The organism is Amycolatopsis ponsaeliensis (assembly GCF_030182635.1).
In the GTDB taxonomy this organism is placed as follows: domain Bacteria; phylum Actinomycetota; class Actinomycetes; order Mycobacteriales; family Pseudonocardiaceae; genus Amycolatopsis; species Amycolatopsis ponsaeliensis.
Genome location: NZ_JAPZLD010000012.1, coordinates 149990 through 165070, shown reverse-complemented (window position 1 = coordinate 165070; position 15081 = coordinate 149990). Strand labels below are relative to the sequence as shown.

The 15081-nt window shown below is 71.5% G+C and carries 13 protein-coding genes; 8 read left to right on the top strand and 5 right to left on the bottom strand.

Features of this window, described 5'->3' with window-relative positions; all coding sequences use genetic code 11:
* Position 1: 1 nt before the first annotated feature.
* From gcvH to QQ657_RS19905, 4 genes are read left to right on the top strand one after another with little or no spacing between them, the layout of a single operon-like run.
* Positions 2-379: a glycine cleavage system protein GcvH gene (gene gcvH, locus QQ657_RS19920; protein WP_284743672.1), complete on the top strand. Its 378-nt coding sequence runs from the start codon at positions 2-4 to the stop codon at positions 377-379.
* Entirely contained in the window at positions 379-1653 is a 1275-nt protein-coding gene (gene glyA / locus QQ657_RS19915) for a serine hydroxymethyltransferase (RefSeq protein WP_284743671.1), read from the top strand. The genes gcvH and glyA overlap by 1 nt, the downstream gene beginning before the upstream one ends.
* Positions 1650-2651: a lipoyl synthase gene (gene lipA / locus QQ657_RS19910; protein ID WP_284743670.1), complete on the top strand. Its 1002-nt coding sequence runs from the start codon at positions 1650-1652 to the stop codon at positions 2649-2651. The genes glyA and lipA overlap by 4 nt, the downstream gene beginning before the upstream one ends.
* 14 nt (positions 2652-2665) lie before the next feature.
* On the top strand, positions 2666-4033 hold the full coding sequence (locus QQ657_RS19905; protein WP_284743669.1) for an L-serine ammonia-lyase: 1368 nt from the start codon (positions 2666-2668) through the stop codon (positions 4031-4033).
* A gap of 37 nt (positions 4034-4070) precedes the next feature.
* Here QQ657_RS19905 and QQ657_RS19900 read toward each other — a convergent pair whose 3' ends face one another.
* Positions 4071-4373, bottom strand: coding sequence for a hypothetical protein (locus QQ657_RS19900; RefSeq protein ID WP_284743668.1), 303 nt, complete (start codon positions 4371-4373; stop codon positions 4071-4073).
* 65 nt (positions 4374-4438) lie between these two features.
* On the opposite strand from QQ657_RS19900, the gene QQ657_RS19895 reads away from it, so the two are divergent.
* Positions 4439-5158 (top strand): FadR/GntR family transcriptional regulator, encoded by a 720-nt coding sequence (locus tag QQ657_RS19895; protein ID WP_284743667.1) that lies wholly within the window; start codon positions 4439-4441, stop codon positions 5156-5158.
* Between the two features lie 89 nt (positions 5159-5247).
* A complete protein-coding gene (locus QQ657_RS19890) occupies positions 5248-7161 on the top strand; it encodes a transglycosylase domain-containing protein (RefSeq protein ID WP_284743666.1) in 1914 nt (637 codons plus the stop codon).
* A gap of 1 nt (position 7162) precedes the next feature.
* Here QQ657_RS19890 and QQ657_RS19885 read toward each other — a convergent pair whose 3' ends face one another.
* On the bottom strand, positions 7163-7819 hold the full coding sequence (locus QQ657_RS19885) for an O-methyltransferase (RefSeq protein ID WP_284743665.1): 657 nt from the start codon (positions 7817-7819) through the stop codon (positions 7163-7165).
* 68 nt (positions 7820-7887) lie between these two features.
* Here QQ657_RS19885 and QQ657_RS19880 point away from each other — a divergent pair, with 68 nt between their 5' ends.
* Positions 7888-9210, top strand: coding sequence for an aminotransferase-like domain-containing protein (locus tag QQ657_RS19880; RefSeq protein WP_284743664.1), 1323 nt, complete (start codon positions 7888-7890; stop codon positions 9208-9210).
* A 95-nt stretch (positions 9211-9305) separates the two neighbouring features.
* Positions 9306-10424 (top strand): FAD-dependent oxidoreductase, encoded by a 1119-nt coding sequence (locus QQ657_RS19875; protein WP_284743663.1) that lies wholly within the window; start codon positions 9306-9308, stop codon positions 10422-10424.
* Between the two features lie 3 nt (positions 10425-10427).
* Here the strand turns inward: QQ657_RS19875 and QQ657_RS19870 are convergent, their stop codons facing one another.
* From QQ657_RS19870 to QQ657_RS19860, 3 genes are all read right to left on the bottom strand, one after another.
* Positions 10428-12221: a hypothetical protein gene (locus tag QQ657_RS19870; protein ID WP_284743662.1), complete on the bottom strand. Its 1794-nt coding sequence runs from the start codon at positions 12219-12221 to the stop codon at positions 10428-10430.
* Between the two features lie 437 nt (positions 12222-12658).
* Positions 12659-14638 (bottom strand): SDR family oxidoreductase, encoded by a 1980-nt coding sequence (locus QQ657_RS19865; RefSeq protein WP_284743661.1) that lies wholly within the window; start codon positions 14636-14638, stop codon positions 12659-12661.
* A gap of 74 nt (positions 14639-14712) precedes the next feature.
* Entirely contained in the window at positions 14713-14916 is a 204-nt protein-coding gene (locus QQ657_RS19860) for a hypothetical protein (protein WP_284743660.1), read from the bottom strand.
* Positions 14917-15081 lie beyond the last annotated feature (165 nt).

Sequence of the window (15081 nt, the reverse complement as noted above, 5' to 3'; positions counted from 1 at the left end):
CATGAGCATCCCCGAGAACCTGAAGTACACCAAGGAACACGAGTGGCTGAACGTCGAGGACGGCGTCGCCACCGTCGGCATCACCGCCTTCGCCGCCGAGTCGCTCGGTGACATCGTGTTCGTCCAGCTTCCCGACGCCGGCTCGACCGTGACCGCGGGCGAGGTGTTCGGCGAGGTCGAGTCGACCAAGTCGGTCAGCGAGCTGTACGCGCCCGTGTCCGGCGAGGTCGTCGAGGTGAACGAGGCCACATCGGACCGCCCCGAGGTCATCAACGAGGACCCGTACACGGAAGGCTGGCTGCTGAAGGTGCGTCTCTCCGGTGACGTGCCCGAACTGCTCGACGCCGCCGCGTACGCCGCGCTCACCCAGGAGAACTGATGACGACGTTCGACCAGCACCTGTCCGAAGTCGACCCCGAGGTCGCTGCGGCCGTCGCCGACGAACTGACCCGCCAGCAGTCCACCCTGGAGATGATCGCCTCCGAGAACTTCGCCCCGGTGGGCGTGCTCGAGGCGCAGGGTTCGGTGCTGACCAACAAGTACGCCGAGGGTTACCCCGGCCGCCGCTACTACGGTGGCTGCGAGCACGTCGACGTCGTCGAGCAGCTCGCGATCGACCGCGCGAAGGCGCTGTTCGGCGCCGAGCACGCCAACGTCCAGCCGCACTCCGGCGCGCAGGCCAACGCCGCCGCGATGTTCGCCGTGCTCAAGCCCGGCGACACGATCCTCGGCCTCGACCTGGCGCACGGCGGCCACCTGACGCACGGGATGAAGATCAATTTCTCGGGCAAGCTCTACAACGTCGTCGCCTACCACGTCGACAAAGAGACCGGGATCGTCGACCTGGCCGAGATCGAACGCCTGGCTGTCGAGCACAAGCCGAAGCTGATCATCGCCGGCTGGTCGGCGTACCCGCGTCAGCTCGACTTCGCCGAGTTCCGCCGCATCGCCGATCTCGTCGACGCCCGCCTGATGGTGGACATGGCGCACTTCGCCGGGCTGGTCGCGACCGGGCTGCACCCGTCGCCGGTGCCGCACGCCGACATCGTCACCACGACCACGCACAAGACCCTCGGCGGCCCGCGCGGCGGGCTCATCCTGTCGCGCCAGGAGCTGGCGAAGAAGATCAACTCGGCGGTGTTCCCGGGTCAGCAGGGCGGGCCCCTGGAACACGTCATCGCGGCCAAGGCCGTCGCGCTGAAGATCGCCGCGAGCGAGGAGTTCAAGGAGCGCCAGCAGCGCACCCTGGAGGGTTCGCGGATCCTGGCTTCTCGCTTGTCCCAGTCGGATTGTGCGGACGCCGGAGTGCGCGTGCTGACCGGCGGCACCGACGTCCACCTGGTGCTCGTCGACCTCGTCCAGTCCACTCTGGACGGTCAGCAGGCCGAGGACCGGCTGCACGAGGTCGGCATCACGGTCAACCGCAACGCCGTCCCGTTCGACCCGCGCCCGCCGATGATCACGTCGGGCCTGCGGATCGGTACGCCGGCACTGGCCACCCGCGGCTTCCAGGCCGACGACTTCACCGAGGTCGCCGACGTCATCGCGGAGGCTTTGAAGCCGGACTTCGACGACGCCCTGCGTTCGAAGCTGCGCGACCGCGTCGAAGCGCTGGCGGCGAAGCACCCGTTGTACGCGGACCTTTCGCGATGAGCGCGCTGCCCGAGGGCCGGAAGCTGCTGCGTCTCGAGGTGCGCAACAGTGAGACGCCGATCGAGAAGAAGCCGCCGTGGATCAAGACGCGGGTGCGGATGGGGCCGGAGTTCACCGAACTCAAGGGTCTCGTGCGCCGCGAAGGCTTGCACACGGTGTGTGAAGAGGCCGGTTGTCCCAACATCTACGAGTGCTGGGAAGACCGGGAAGCCACGTTCCTCATCGGTGGTGACCAGTGCACGCGTCGGTGCGACTTCTGCCAGATCGATACCGGTAAGCCGGCTGAGCTGGATCGGACTGAGCCGCGGAAGGTCGCGGAGTCCGTTCAAGCGATGGGTCTGCGCTACTCGACGGTCACCGGTGTGGCTCGGGATGACCTTGAGGACGGCGGTGCCTGGCTGTATGCGGAGACCGTCCGGCAGATCCACGACTTGAACCCGGGTACGGGTGTGGAGTTGCTGATCCCGGACTTCAACGCGGACCCGGCGCAGTTGGCCGAGGTGTTCGGTTCGCGTCCCGAGGTGTTGGCGCACAACGTGGAGACGGTGCCGCGGATCTTCAAGCGGATCCGTCCCGGGTTCCGGTACGCGCGTTCCCTGGAAGTCATCACCAAGGCCCGTGAATTCGGCCTGGTCACGAAGTCCAACCTTATCCTGGGTATGGGCGAGACGCCTGACGAGGTCGCTCCGGCGATGCAGGACCTGGTGGACGCGGGCTGCGAGATCTTGACGATCACGCAGTACCTGCGTCCGTCGCCGCGGCACCACCCGGTGGACCGGTGGGTGAAGCCGGAGGAGTTCGTCGAGCATTCGAAGGCTGCCGAGGCGATGGGCTTCGCCGGTGTGATGGCCGGACCGCTCGTCCGGTCGTCCTACCGCGCGGGACGCCTGTACGCGCAGACCAAGGGCTACCGTGGGGAGGAGCTGCCGGCGAACCTGCAGCACCTCGCCGACCAGGGCCCGGCCGCGCAAGAAGCCAGCTCCCTGCTGGCGCGATAGGAAGGGGCGGATCAATGGCGATCAGCGTCTTCGACCTGTTTTCCATCGGCATCGGCCCGTCGAGCTCCCACACCGTCGGGCCGATGCGAGCGGCACTGACCTTTGTGGACGGACTCGGCGACGACCTCGGCCGCACCGCCCGCGTCCAGTCGGAGCTCTTCGGCTCGCTCGGCGCGACCGGGTTCGGCCACGGCAGCGACAAAGCCGTCCTGCTCGGGCTTTCGGGCGAGCGTCCCGAAGGGATCGACACCGACACCGTGCCGATTCGCGTCGCGGAGATCCGCGAGTCCGGCAGGCTGCTGCTGGGCGGCACGCACGAGATCGCGTTCGACGAGGACAACGACCTCACGATGCACCGGCGCAAGTCGTTGCCGGCGCACCCGAACGGCATGGTGTTCCGCGCGTTCGACGCGTCCGGTTCGCTGCTGCGCGAGCGGACGTACTACTCGGTGGGCGGCGGTTTCGTCCGCGACGAGTCGTACGAGACCGACACGGTGTTCGTCGAGGACTCGACGCCGGTGCCGTACCCGTTCCGCACGGGCGCGGACCTGCTCGGGCACTGCGCGTCGACCGGGCTGCCGATCAGCGAGATCATGATGGCGAACGAGCTGTCCTGGCGTTCGCGCGACGAGGTGCGGGCCGGGCTCCTGGCGATCTGGGCGGTCATGGCCGAGTGCGTCCGCAACGGCTGCACGCACGAAGGCGTCCTGCCGGGCGGGCTGAAGGTGCCGCGTCGCGCGAAGGCGTTGCACGAGAAGCTCCTGGCCGAGGACGGCGCGGACGACCCGTTGTACGCGATGGACTGGGTCAGCCTGTACGCGCTGGCGGTGAACGAGGAGAACGCCGCGGGCGGGCGCGTGGTCACGGCGCCGACCAACGGCGCGGCGGGGATCATCCCGGCGGTGCTGCACTACTACCAGCGGTTCATCCGGCACTCGACCGACGACGGCATCGTGACGTTCATGCTCACGGCGGCCGCGATCGGCTCGATCCTCAAGCAGACGGGCTCGATCTCGGGCGCGGAGGTCGGCTGCCAGGGCGAGGTCGGCTCGGCTTCGGCGATGGCGGCGGCGGGGCTGACGGAGGTGCTGGGCGGCTCGCCGGCCCAGGTGGAGAACGCCGCGGAGATCGGGGTGGAGCACCACCTCGGCCTGACGTGCGACCCGGTGGGCGGGCTGGTCCAGATCCCGTGCATCGAGCGCAACGCGGTGGGTGCCTCGAAGGCGATCCACGCGGCCCGGATGGCGATGCGCGGCGACGGCAGTCACGTGGTGACGCTGGACAAGGCGATCAAGACGATGCGCGAGACGGGCGCGGACATGAGCGTGAAGTACAAGGAGACCGCCCGCGGCGGCCTGGCGGTGAACGTCATCGAGTGCTGACGGCGCAGCTTTCGTAGGGAAAGTGCCGCTTGGCGGGTCAGTTCCGCCGGTCCTCGTCTTCCACCGCCAGCTTCAACCCCACCTCGACCAGTCTCCAGCCGAGCTGCTGTTTTCTCGTTCCCGGGCTGCGGCTCGGCGTCGCCCGCCCCGGAGGGCGGTTGCGGACTCCGTGCCGCAGCTCGTTCTCGCGCTCGTGAACCAGATCCTCGGCCATGAGGAAGTGCACCGGATCGCCCCCTGCGTCGATGTTCGGTTTCGGTGGTGCCATCGTCGCCGACCGTGGCCGTCGGGTTCCACCTGTTTTCCGCGCGCGAACAGCATTGTCACCGACAGCGATCATCCGTGGCCACTCCGAAGGTGCGCCGCGCCGGGGGTGATCCACACGCCGCGGCCTAAACTCGCGGGATGGAACCGACCTCGGTGGTGAATGCCGGTGAAGCGCTGTTCCGGCCGGTCCGCGCGGGCAACGCCTTCGAGGAGACCGTCGAGCGGCTGCTCCAGGCCATCCGCCTCGGCGTCGTCGGTGCGGGGGAGCGGCTGCCGTCGGAGCGGGAGCTCGCCGAACGGCTCGGGGTCAGCCGCGTCACGCTGCGCGAAGCCATCCGGGCCCTCGCCGATGCCGGTTACGTCGAGTCACGGCGAGGCCGCTACGGCGGCACTTTCGTGCACGACACCCTGCCCGGACCGCCCGCGCCCGACGGCAAGGTCGACGCCGTCGGCATCGAGGACGCGTTGTGCCTCCGCTACGTCCTCGAGACCGGCGCGGCGGAGATGGCCGCCGCCCGCTCGCTCAGCCCCGCCGACCGCCGGCACCTCACCGGCACGCTCGCCGAAGCCGCGAGCGCGGACCTCGACGACTACCGCCGCAAGGACTCCCGCCTGCACCTCGCGATCGCCGAGGTGACCGCGTCCGGCTCCCTGACCACGGCGATGGCCGACGCCCGCACCCGCGTCAACCAGCTGCTCGACCGGATCCCGCTGCTCCCGCCCAACCTCGAGCACTCGAACGCCCAGCACGAGGCGATCGTCGACGCGATCCTGGCCGGCGACGCCCCCGCGGCCCGCCAGGCCATGGCGGAACACATCGAAGGCACGGCTTCCCTTCTGCGCGCGTTCCTGGCCTGATCGAGGTCTTGACAGAAGTCTTGACAGGATTCGAACAACCTCGTTAGTTCTCCACAGAACCTCCTCACCCGTTCGGCCGTCATCCATTCGTGACCTTGGCGACCGAGGAAATAGAGGAAGAGAACGAGCAGCCGGACACCCCGCGACGCCGGAGGTGGCGGCGGATCCGACGCATCGGGTACTGGACCTTCGGGCTGCTCGTCGGCGTACCGCTGATCGCCTTCTGGGTCGCCTACCTCGTGCTCGACGTCCGCAGCCCGCAAGAGGTCCTCGCCGGGCTCGACAAGACCGTCGTCCTGCAGTACTCGGACGGGTCGCCGCTGCTCAAGGTGATCCCGGCCGACGGCGACCGGACGTTCGTGCCCTACTCGCAGGTGCCCGAGAAGCTGCGTGACGCCATCATCGCCACCGAAGACCCGACCTTCTGGGACAACCAGGGCTTCGACCCGACCGGCATCGGCCGCGCGTTCCTCACCGGCGTCGGCGGCGGGTCCGGGATCACCCAGCAGTACATCAAGAAGTCCACCGGCGACGACGACGCGACCATCGGCCGCAAGTTCGCCGAGCTCGTCCTGTCCACGAAGATCACCCAGGAACAGAGCAAGGAACAGATCTTCGAGAGCTACGTCAACATCATCTCCTTCGGCCGCGGCACGTTCGGGCCCGCCGCGGCGATGAACGCCTACTTCGGCAAGAAGCTCGACGACTCGATGACGTGGAGCGAAGCCGCCTTCCTCGCCGGGATGATCCAGTCGCCGTCGGTGCACGACCCGGCCGCGTCCGGCGACGCGCACGCCGCCCGGCGCTGGCAGTACGTGCACGACAAGCTCGTGGCCCGCGGATACGTCAAGGCCGGCGAGCCGATGGCCTACCCCGGCGAAGAGATCCAGGCGCCGTCGGAGACCCGCGCGGGCCGCCTCACCTACGACGAGTTCCACATCAAGCAGCAGGTCCTGGCCGAGCTCGAGCAGGACGGTTTCCCGCTCGGCCGGCTCCAGCAGGGCAACATGACCGTCGTGACCACGCTGGACCACGGCCTGCAGGACGCCGCGAAGAAGGCGTTGCAGGACAGGCTGAAGGGCGAGCCGAAGGAGTTCCGCGGCGCGGTGGTCGCCGTCGACCCGAAGACCGGTGCCGTGCGCGTCTACCAGGGCGGCGACCAGGGCGTCCGCGACTACGCGAGCACGCCGCACGCGGCAGGCTCGGCGTTCTACCCCTTCACGCTCGCCGCCGCCCTGCGCCGCGGCTACGGCCCGGACGTGCCGGTCCCCGCGCCCGAGGAGCAGGAGTTCCTCGGCGAGAAGTTCAAGTACCCGGACGTCTGCGGCGTCAAGTGCACGCCGCGCACGGCGATGCAGGCGCACGCCGACGGCCCGTTCATCGCCCTGGCGAAGAAGCTCGGCCCGGACGCGCTGAGCGAAACCGCGCGGCAGGCCGGCATCCCCGAGACCGTCGACGGCACGCCGACCATGCGGGAGAAGGACGGCTTCCTCATCGGGCCGGGCATCGCGATCGGCCGGTACCCCCTGCGGCCGCTGGACATGGCCGGCGCCTACGCGACCTTCGCGAACGACGGCGTCCGCACGACCCCGCACCTGGTGGCGAAGGTGCGCGACGAGAGCGGCGCGGTCGTCTGGGAGCACACCGACACCGCGCGCCCCGCGTTCGACGAGGACGAAGACGCGAGCCGCCGCATCGCCCGGGACGTCACCGGCACGCTGACCGACGGCGGCGGGGCGGCGCTGCGCACCGGCGAGGCCGAGCACGGCAGCAGCCCGGACAACCAGGACGCCTGGGCCGTCGGCTACACCCCGCAGCTGGCCGCCGCGGTCTGGATCGGCTCCGACGACGATCGCCGGCTGGTCGACGCGAACGGCGCGAAGCTCACCGGCGACGTCGTCCCGGCCGACATCTGGCGCGGGTTCATGACGGCGGCCCACCAGCCTGTGCCGGACCGGAAGATCGTCGTGGCCCCGCCGCCGGTGGTGCGGCCGCCGCGGTGAGTCAGCGGACCAGGGCCAGCACGAACCCGTCGTGTCCCTTGGTGCCCACGGTCTGCACGGCGGTCGCGTCCAGCCGCGGCTCGGCGGCGAGGACGTCGACCATCTCGCGCACGCCGAGGACGTCCGGGTCGGTGCTGCCCGCGTCGATCACCCGGCCGGCCCGGACGACGTTGTCGACGACGATCGTCGTGCCCGGCCGCGACAGGTCCAGCACCGCGCGCACGTAGTTCCCGAGGTTGTTCTTGTCGGCGTCGACGAAGATGAAGTCGAACGGCCCGGTGAGCGTCGGCAGCGTGTCGAGCGCGGCGCCGACGCGGATGTCGACGACGTCCTCGCCGAAGCCCGCCCGCGCCAGGTTGGCCTTCGCGACTTCGGCGTGCTTGGGCTCGTACTCGCAGGTCACCAGCTTGCCGCCGGCCGGGAGCGCGCGGGCCAGCCAGATGGTGCTGTACCCGCCGAGCGTGCCGACCTCCAGGATCGAGCGGGCCCCGGCCTGCCGGGCCAGCAGGTTCAGCAGCTTGCCCTGGTTGGGCGCGACGGCGATGCGCGGCAACCCGGCGGCGGCCGAGTCGGCGAGTGCGTCGTCGAGCACCGGATCGGGGGAGAGCAGCGCGCCGGTGAAGTAGTCGTCGACTTCGGCCCAGTTCTGGTCGGTCATGGCACCTCCACCGCCAATCTAGCGGGCTGGGATCATGCTCAGGAGCGATCGAAAGCGGAAAGGTGGACATGGACGACTACCGCGTCGTCGCGGACGCCCTCGCCGCCGACATCGAGGCCGGCCGCCTCCGCCCCGGGGACCGGCTCCCTCCGCAGCGCCGCTTCGCGCGGCAGCGCGGTCTCGCGAACTCCACCGCCGCCCGCGTCTACGGTGAGCTCGTGCGGCGCGGCCTGGCCGTCGGTGAGGTCGGGCGTGGCACCTTCGTGCGGGCCGCGAAACCGCCGCCCGAACCCGCGCTCGCCGAACCCGGGGACGCCCGCGTCGATCTCGAGCTCAACTTCGCCGTCCTGCCCGACCAGAGCGCCCGGCTCGCCAAAGCACTCGAACCCCTGCTGCGCGACGACGTCCTCACCGCGGCCCTGCACCCGATCGGTGCTGCGGGAACTACCACCGCCCGGGAAGCCGCGGCCGCGCTGCTCACCCGTGGCGACTGGCGGCCGGACCCCGCAGCCGTGCTCTTCACCGGCAACGGTCGGCAGGCCATCGCGGCCGCGATCGCCGCGTTCGTGCCGGTGGGGGAGCGGCTCGCGGTCGAGTCGCTGACCTACCCGGTCGTGAAGGCCGTCGCGGCGAGGCTCGGCGTGGAGCTGGTCCCCATCGACACCGACGAACACGGACTCGTGCCGGCCGCCCTGGCCGAGGCAGGGCCGGTGCGCGCGCTCTACGTCCAGCCGACCCTGCACAACCCGCTCGGCACGACCATGCCGCCGAAGCGGCGCGAAGAGCTCGCCGCCGTCGCCGCGCGGCTGGACCTGCCGGTGATCGAAGACGGCATCTACACCTTCCTGCGCGACGACGTCCGGCCGTTCGCCGCGTACGCGCCGGAGCGGACGGTCTTCGTCGACAGCCTGTCCAAGCGCGTCGCGCCCGGCCTCACGGCGGGATTCCTGGTGGCGCCGCCGGCCTGGACCGCGCGGCTGGCGTCGTCGGTCCGCTCGGGTGCGTGGGCCGCGTCGCGCTTCGCCGTCGAAGCGGCGACGCAGTGGATCGTCACGGGCACCCTCGCCGAAGTCGAAGCCGCGAAACGCGCGGACGCCGCCGCGCGGGCGTCAGTCGTCGAGGCGAAGCTGCCGGGACTGCGGGGCGACGCGGCGTCCTACCACCGCTGGTGGGAGCTGCCGGAGCAGTGGCGGGCGGAGACGTTCGTCGCGGCGGCGGCCCGCCGGGGCATCGCCCTGCTGCCTGCCGCGGCGTTCGCGGTGCTGCCGGGCCACGCGCCGAACGCCGTGCGGATCGCCGTGTCGGCCCCGCCGGTGCCGACGCTGGCCGCCGCCCTCGACGTCCTGGCGGCGCTGGCGAACGGCAGCCCGGACGACCTGCTGGCCGACTGACAGCGGGTGCCAGCGGCGTGCCAGCGCGGTGTGCGGCCCGCACCAGGCACCCCCGCCACTCTTCGGTTGTCGCGAACCGAACCGAAGGAGCATCCATGAACGTCACGATCATCGGCGCCGGCCTCGGCGGCCTCACCCTGGCCCGGGTCCTGCACGTCCACGGCATCCCCGTCACCGTCCACGAGGCCGAGTCCTCCCCGATGGCGCGCATGCAGGGCGGGATGCTCGACATCCACGACTACAACGGGCAGCTCGCCGTCGAAGCCGCCGGCCTGGAGGACGAGTTCCGCGAGCTCATCCTCGAAGGCCGCCAAGCGATGCGGATCCTCGACCGGGACGCGAACCTGCTGTACGAGAAGACCGACGACGGCACGGGCGGCCGTCCCGAAGTGCAGCGCGGCGAGCTGCGCCGCATGCTGCTCGACGCGCTCCCGGAGGGCACCGTCCGGTGGGGGCACAAGGCCGCCGGGGCCCGCACCCTCGACGACGGCCGCCACGAAGTGACCTTCGAGGACGGCACCAGTGTCGTCACCGACCTGCTTGTCGGCGCGGACGGCGCCTGGTCGAAGGTCCGGCCGCTGCTGACCGACGCCACTCCGGTGTACGAAGGCACGGCGTTCGTCGAGACGTACCTGTTCCTCGCCGACTCCCGCCACCCCGAGACCGCCAAGGCGGTCGGCGGCGGGTCGATGGTCGCGCACGGCGGCTCGCCGGACGAAGGGATCAACGCCCACCGCGAAAGCGGCGACACCCTGCACACCTACGTGTCGCTCAACCGGCCGCTGGACTGGTTCACGGCCATCGACTTCACCGATCCGGCCGCGTCCGCCGCGCGCGTCGCGGCGGAGTTCGAGGGCTGGGCGCCGGAGCTCACCGCGCTGATCACCGACGGGGACACCACCCCGGTCCTGCGCCCGCACTACTCGCTGCCGGTCGGGCTCCGGTGGGCCCGCGTGCCGGGCGTGACCCTCGTCGGCGACGCCGCGCACCTCGCGCCCCCGAACGGCGAAGGCGCCAACCTCGCCATGCTCGACGGCGCGGAGCTCGGTCAGGCCCTGGCCGCGCATCCCGGCGACGTCGAGGCCGCCATCGCGCAGTACGAGGAAGCCATGTTCGTCCGCGCCGCGACGCCGATCGACGACGCCGTCCTCCTCGAGAGCCTGTTCGGCGACGACGTCCCGGAGACCCTGCTCGAGCTGGTCCGGGGCGAGTGAGAACTAGGGCGCGTACTTCCCGACGAAGCTGCCGCAGGTGACCGCGCGGCCCGTGAGCCGGGCCTGGATCGCCTTCTCCAGGCCGAGGTAGTCGAACACCGGTGTGTCGATCGGGATCGACTCCGGCACCGGGCCGCCGGTCGCGAGCATCCGGATCGAATCCGTCTCGAACAGCACCAGGTAGCCGCCGTCGCGGTTCAGCTCGTCGGCCGTCGCGAGCATCCGCTCGGGTGCGTCGCCGACGATCTCCAGCGGCAGCGGCCACTCCAGCGGGAACGGGTTGCGCAGGCCGAACGCGGGGTAGGCGAACGTGCTGTCCGGCAGGATCGCCGTCTTCGCGGCCGGGAACTGCGCGAGGCAGTCGCGGATCTGCCGGACGAACGTGTGCGTCGAGGGATTGGTGCGGATGCCGGCCATCTTCGGGCTGACGTCGCCGAGGTCGGCGGTCAGCCGGTCGTGCCCGAGGTCGAGGTAGGCCGCCTGGTCGTGGCGCGCGACGACGACCCAGCCGCACACCGCCACCGCCGTCAGGCCCGCCGTCGCCGTCACCCAGCGGCGCGCGAGCCGCGGCCGCGGCGGGACGAGGTGGCTCAGCAGCAGCAACGCCGTCAGCGCGAGGGTGCCGGTGAGCAGCGTCGGCGTGTCGTTGCCCCACGACAGGCTGGTCATGAACCCGGTCGCGAGCACGAGCAGGCCGGCCCACGGCACCTTCCGCGTGACGGCCGCGTTGACCGGCACGCTGACCGCGACGATCCACCACAGGACGTCCGCCCAGCGCGAGGAACCGGTGAACCGGCCGTCGACGACGGTCCAGACGACGGCGGCCGCACCGGCGAGAACGAGCACCCAGGACGCGGCGCGCCCGGCCGCGCCGAGCCGGTCACCGGGCAGCCGGACGGCCAGCAGCACGACGGCGATCGCGGCGAAGAAGCCCAGTTCCCGCATCGGTGCGCGGGTCAGCACCTCGGGGTCTTCGAGCCAGAGCCCGAGCAGCCGCTGGCCGTACGCGGGCACGCCCCCGGTCAGCTGCTCGACCATTTCGGCGAACCCGCCGCCGAGGCTCACCCAGGCCACGTACGCCAGCCCCGGCGCGCCGAGCGCGAGCAGGTCGAGGACGAGCCGCCGCCACCAGCGCGCCGTCCGCAGCGCACCCGCGCGGGTGGCCGGGTGCAGCAGCAGCCACAGCACGCCGATCACCGCGGCGAAGGCGAAGCTCTGCTTGACGAACACCGCGCAGCCGAGCAGCACCAGCCCGCCGCGCCGGGCGAGCGCGCGGTCTCCGCTGAGGCCGGCGTCGAGTGCCCAGGCGCCGCACGCGGTGAGCGCGATGCCGTCGACCGTGTGCCAGGCCATCAGCGGGAAGGCGTTGAGGTTGATCAGCGACGCCGCCGCGACCATCGCGGTCATGCCCGGGCCCCAGTCGAGCACCCGGCGGCGGGTGACCAGCGTGGCGAAGGCGATGGTGGCGACGATGATCTCGATCATCGAAAGGAAGCTCGACCCGAAGAACAGCGGCATCGGGAGGGCGTAGTCGACGACGTGCAGCACCGCGGACCCGAGCGGGCGCGCGGAGATGATGTCGGCGTGCGGGACTTCGCCGTGCAGCACGCGCCACGCCTGGGCGAGGATGAAGCCCTGGTCGGAGGGGTGGAACCCGAAGCGGCCGACGCGCAGTTCGGTGGCCAGTGCCAGCAGGATCACCCAGCCGGCGTGGACGCCCCAGCGCAGCAGCGGCCGGGCGGGTTTCGCGGGCCGGGGTTCCGGGGCGGCGGCGCGCGCAGGACTCGCCACGTCCACGCCAGCCCGCCTTCCGCTCCCCGATCACACCCGGAAAGCGATGGTAGCGGCCTGGCTCGGCACCGGCTTGGACAGCACCACCGGGCCCGCCGGTCCACCCCGGCGCGGCCGGACGTCTTGAATGAGTCATTCAGGTCTTCGGAGGTCCTGAATGAGTCATTCAAGACCTTTCGGCCGGGCGGGGCGGAGTTTCGCGGCAGCCCGGGGGCCGGAGCCGGGCGGCGCGCACCCCGGCTCCGGCCCCTTGCGTCACCCGATGGTGCGCCGGGCGGTGCCGATGGCGGCCGTCTCGGCGGCCATGGCGGATCGTTCCCCAGTACTGCTGATATCCGGCATTCCGAACTCCCCAGTTCACGCCCGTACCGATGTACGGGACTCGCGCGAGGGTAGAAGTACCGTCGTCTCCAGTGCCAGGGTTTCGGCGGAATTCGAGGGGATCAGGCGCGGCGACGCCAGAACAGGCGGGTGACCGCCGCCGCGACCGCCGCCGGCGCGGGCGGGCGGGGCAGGCCGCGCGCCTCGGGCGCGGACTCCGGCATCGCCCGGTAGGCGAGGTGCGCGGCGAACCGGGCGAGCCGCGGCGCGGTGAGCGTCGCCAGCTCGGCGGCCCGGCCTTCGGGCAGGCTGAGGATTTCCGGCCGGTCCGCCAAGGCCTTCACCACGAGCGCGGCCGCGCGTTCCGGGCTGCTCGACGGGATGCCGCGGTAGCCGGTCGGCGCGATCATCGGCGTCCGGACCAGGGGCATCCGCACCGACGTGAACGTGATGCCGTCCGACAGCGTCTCGCGGCCCGCCGTCAGCCCGAACTCTTCCAACGCGGCCTTCGACGCCAGATACGCCGAGAAGCGCGGGGTGTCGGTCTGCAGGCCCTGGGTCGTGACGTTGACGACGTGGCCGAACCGGCGCTCGGCCATCGACGGCAGGAAGCCGAGGATCAGCCGCACCGGCCCGAAGTAGTTGATGGCCATCGTGCGCTCGTAGTCGTGGAAGCGTTCGGTGGACAGCGCGACCGAGCGCCGGATCGACCGGCCGGCGTTGTTCACCAGCATGTCGACCGCGCCGTGGTCGCCGAGCACGTCCTTGACCAGCGCGTCGACGGCGTCGCCGTCGGTGAGGTCGCAGGGGTACGCCGCGGAAGCGCCGCCGGCCGCGGTGATCTCGTCGCGGACCTCTTCGAGCTCCGAAGCACGCCGGGCCACGAGGATCACCTTCGCGCCCTTGCGTGCCACGGCGAGTGCCGACGCCCGGCCGATCCCGGACGACGCGCCGGTGATCAGCACCGTGCGTCCGGCCAGCCCGTGCCGGCGGCGCGCGCGGTCGGGGTCGAGGTGGGCCTGCCAGTACCGGTAGAGCGGCGCCGCGTAGTCGCGCAGCTCCGGCAGTTCGATGCCGCTGCCGAACAACGCGGTCGTCGTGCGCGCGGTGTCGAAGACGACGTCCGTGCTCAGGTGCGGCAGCACTTCGAGGGGAATGCCCAGCTCATCGAGGACGGCGGCACGGGCGGCCCGGCCGCCGGGCACGCGGTCGACGCCGTTCGCTGCCGCGTGCGCGAGCCGGGTGCCCACGCGCCGCACGACCCCGGACGGCCGCGCCGGCAGCACAGCCCGGATCCTCGGCCCGCCGGCGGCGCGCGCGAAGGCGTTGTAGACGGAGTTGAGCGACTGCGGCCGGGCGGCGGCGAGGTGATAGGTCGCCCCGGACGGCGCGTCCCGGTGCATCAGGTGCTCCATCGCCTCGACGACGTAGTCGACCGGCACCAGGTTCGTCGCGCCGAGGCCGGGCGCGGCGAGCGGGAGCCGCGCGGGCAGAGCCGCGAGCCGCGAGATCGTGGGGAAGAAGTAGTACGGGCCGTCGACCTTGTCCATTTCGCCGGTGCGCGAATCGCCGACGACGGCCGAGGGCCGGTAGACGCGGAAGGGCAGGGACTGCTCGCGGACGAGCTTCTCGGCCTGGAACTTCGTCGCGTGGTACGGCGAGCCGAAGTGCTGGCCGAGGTCGAAGTCGGCCTCGGTGAACCGCCCGGCGTGGTCGCCCGCGACGGCGATCGAGGACACGTGGTGCACCAGTCCCGCCTCCGCGGCCAAGGCGAAGGCGAGCAGGTGCCGGGTGCCCTCGACGTTGGCGCGCCGGTTGGCGTCCTCACCGGCGGTGAGGTCGTAGATCGCGCCGAGGTGGACGACGTGGTCGAGGTGCCCCACCCCGGCCGGGTCGACGCCGAGCCGGGGTTCGGCGAGGTCGCCGACCACGGGGTGGAGCTTGTCCGCACCCGGCCAGTCCTGGGCCAGCTTGGCCAGGCGTTCCCGGGAGGTCTCGCGGACCAGCGCGTACACGGCGGACGTCTCCGGCCGCCGCAGCAGGCGGGCGACCAGGCGCTTCCCGATGAAGCCCGTCGCGCCCGTCACGAAGTAGGTCGTCATGGCCGGTCCCTTCCGTCGACGGGCCGACTCTAACCTACTGAAAAGTAGGAACGGTAGTTGTCAGTGTCTTCGGCTCACGGTTCGGCCGTCTCGTCCGCCGTCGCGACGACGGCGTCACGCAGGGCGGCGCGCAGCCGTCCGACGTCGAGCGGGCCGAGCACCGCGGCCTCGCCCGGCGGCGCGACCAGCACTACTTTGTCCTGACTGACGAACACCGTCACGTCCCTGCGCCTGCCGGCCAGATCCCGGCAGCCGACGGACCATTCGCCCCGACTCATGGTCGCCGCCCCTCCGTTTTCTCCTCGTGGTCGTGCTCCGTGCGAGGGTGGGAGCGAAGCCCGGAGGCGCTATGACGCCGGTTCACCCGATTTGCCTACTCGCGGGTTTTGTCTTGCGCTTCGCGGATTTCCGGCGTATCCCCCGGTCGTGGCCGGGCCCGTTCC

Coding starts and splice junctions, on each gene's coding strand:
- QQ657_RS19860 (WP_284743660.1), bottom strand. CDS start 14,916: ATGAGTCGGGGCGAATGGTCCGTCGGCTGCCGGGATCTGGCCGGCAGG.
- QQ657_RS19875 (WP_284743663.1), top strand. CDS start 9,306: ATGAACGTCACGATCATCGGCGCCGGCCTCGGCGGCCTCACCCTGGCC.
- gcvH (WP_284743672.1), top strand. CDS start 2: ATGAGCATCCCCGAGAACCTGAAGTACACCAAGGAACACGAGTGGCTG.
- QQ657_RS19895 (WP_284743667.1), top strand. CDS start 4,439: ATGGAACCGACCTCGGTGGTGAATGCCGGTGAAGCGCTGTTCCGGCCG.
- QQ657_RS19865 (WP_284743661.1), bottom strand. CDS start 14,638: ATGACGACCTACTTCGTGACGGGCGCGACGGGCTTCATCGGGAAGCGC.
- QQ657_RS19880 (WP_284743664.1), top strand. CDS start 7,888: ATGGACGACTACCGCGTCGTCGCGGACGCCCTCGCCGCCGACATCGAG.
- QQ657_RS19885 (WP_284743665.1), bottom strand. CDS start 7,819: ATGACCGACCAGAACTGGGCCGAAGTCGACGACTACTTCACCGGCGCG.
- glyA (WP_284743671.1), top strand. CDS start 379: ATGACGACGTTCGACCAGCACCTGTCCGAAGTCGACCCCGAGGTCGCT.
- QQ657_RS19905 (WP_284743669.1), top strand. CDS start 2,666: ATGGCGATCAGCGTCTTCGACCTGTTTTCCATCGGCATCGGCCCGTCG.
- lipA (WP_284743670.1), top strand. CDS start 1,650: ATGAGCGCGCTGCCCGAGGGCCGGAAGCTGCTGCGTCTCGAGGTGCGC.
- QQ657_RS19900 (WP_284743668.1), bottom strand. CDS start 4,373: ATGATCGCTGTCGGTGACAATGCTGTTCGCGCGCGGAAAACAGGTGGA.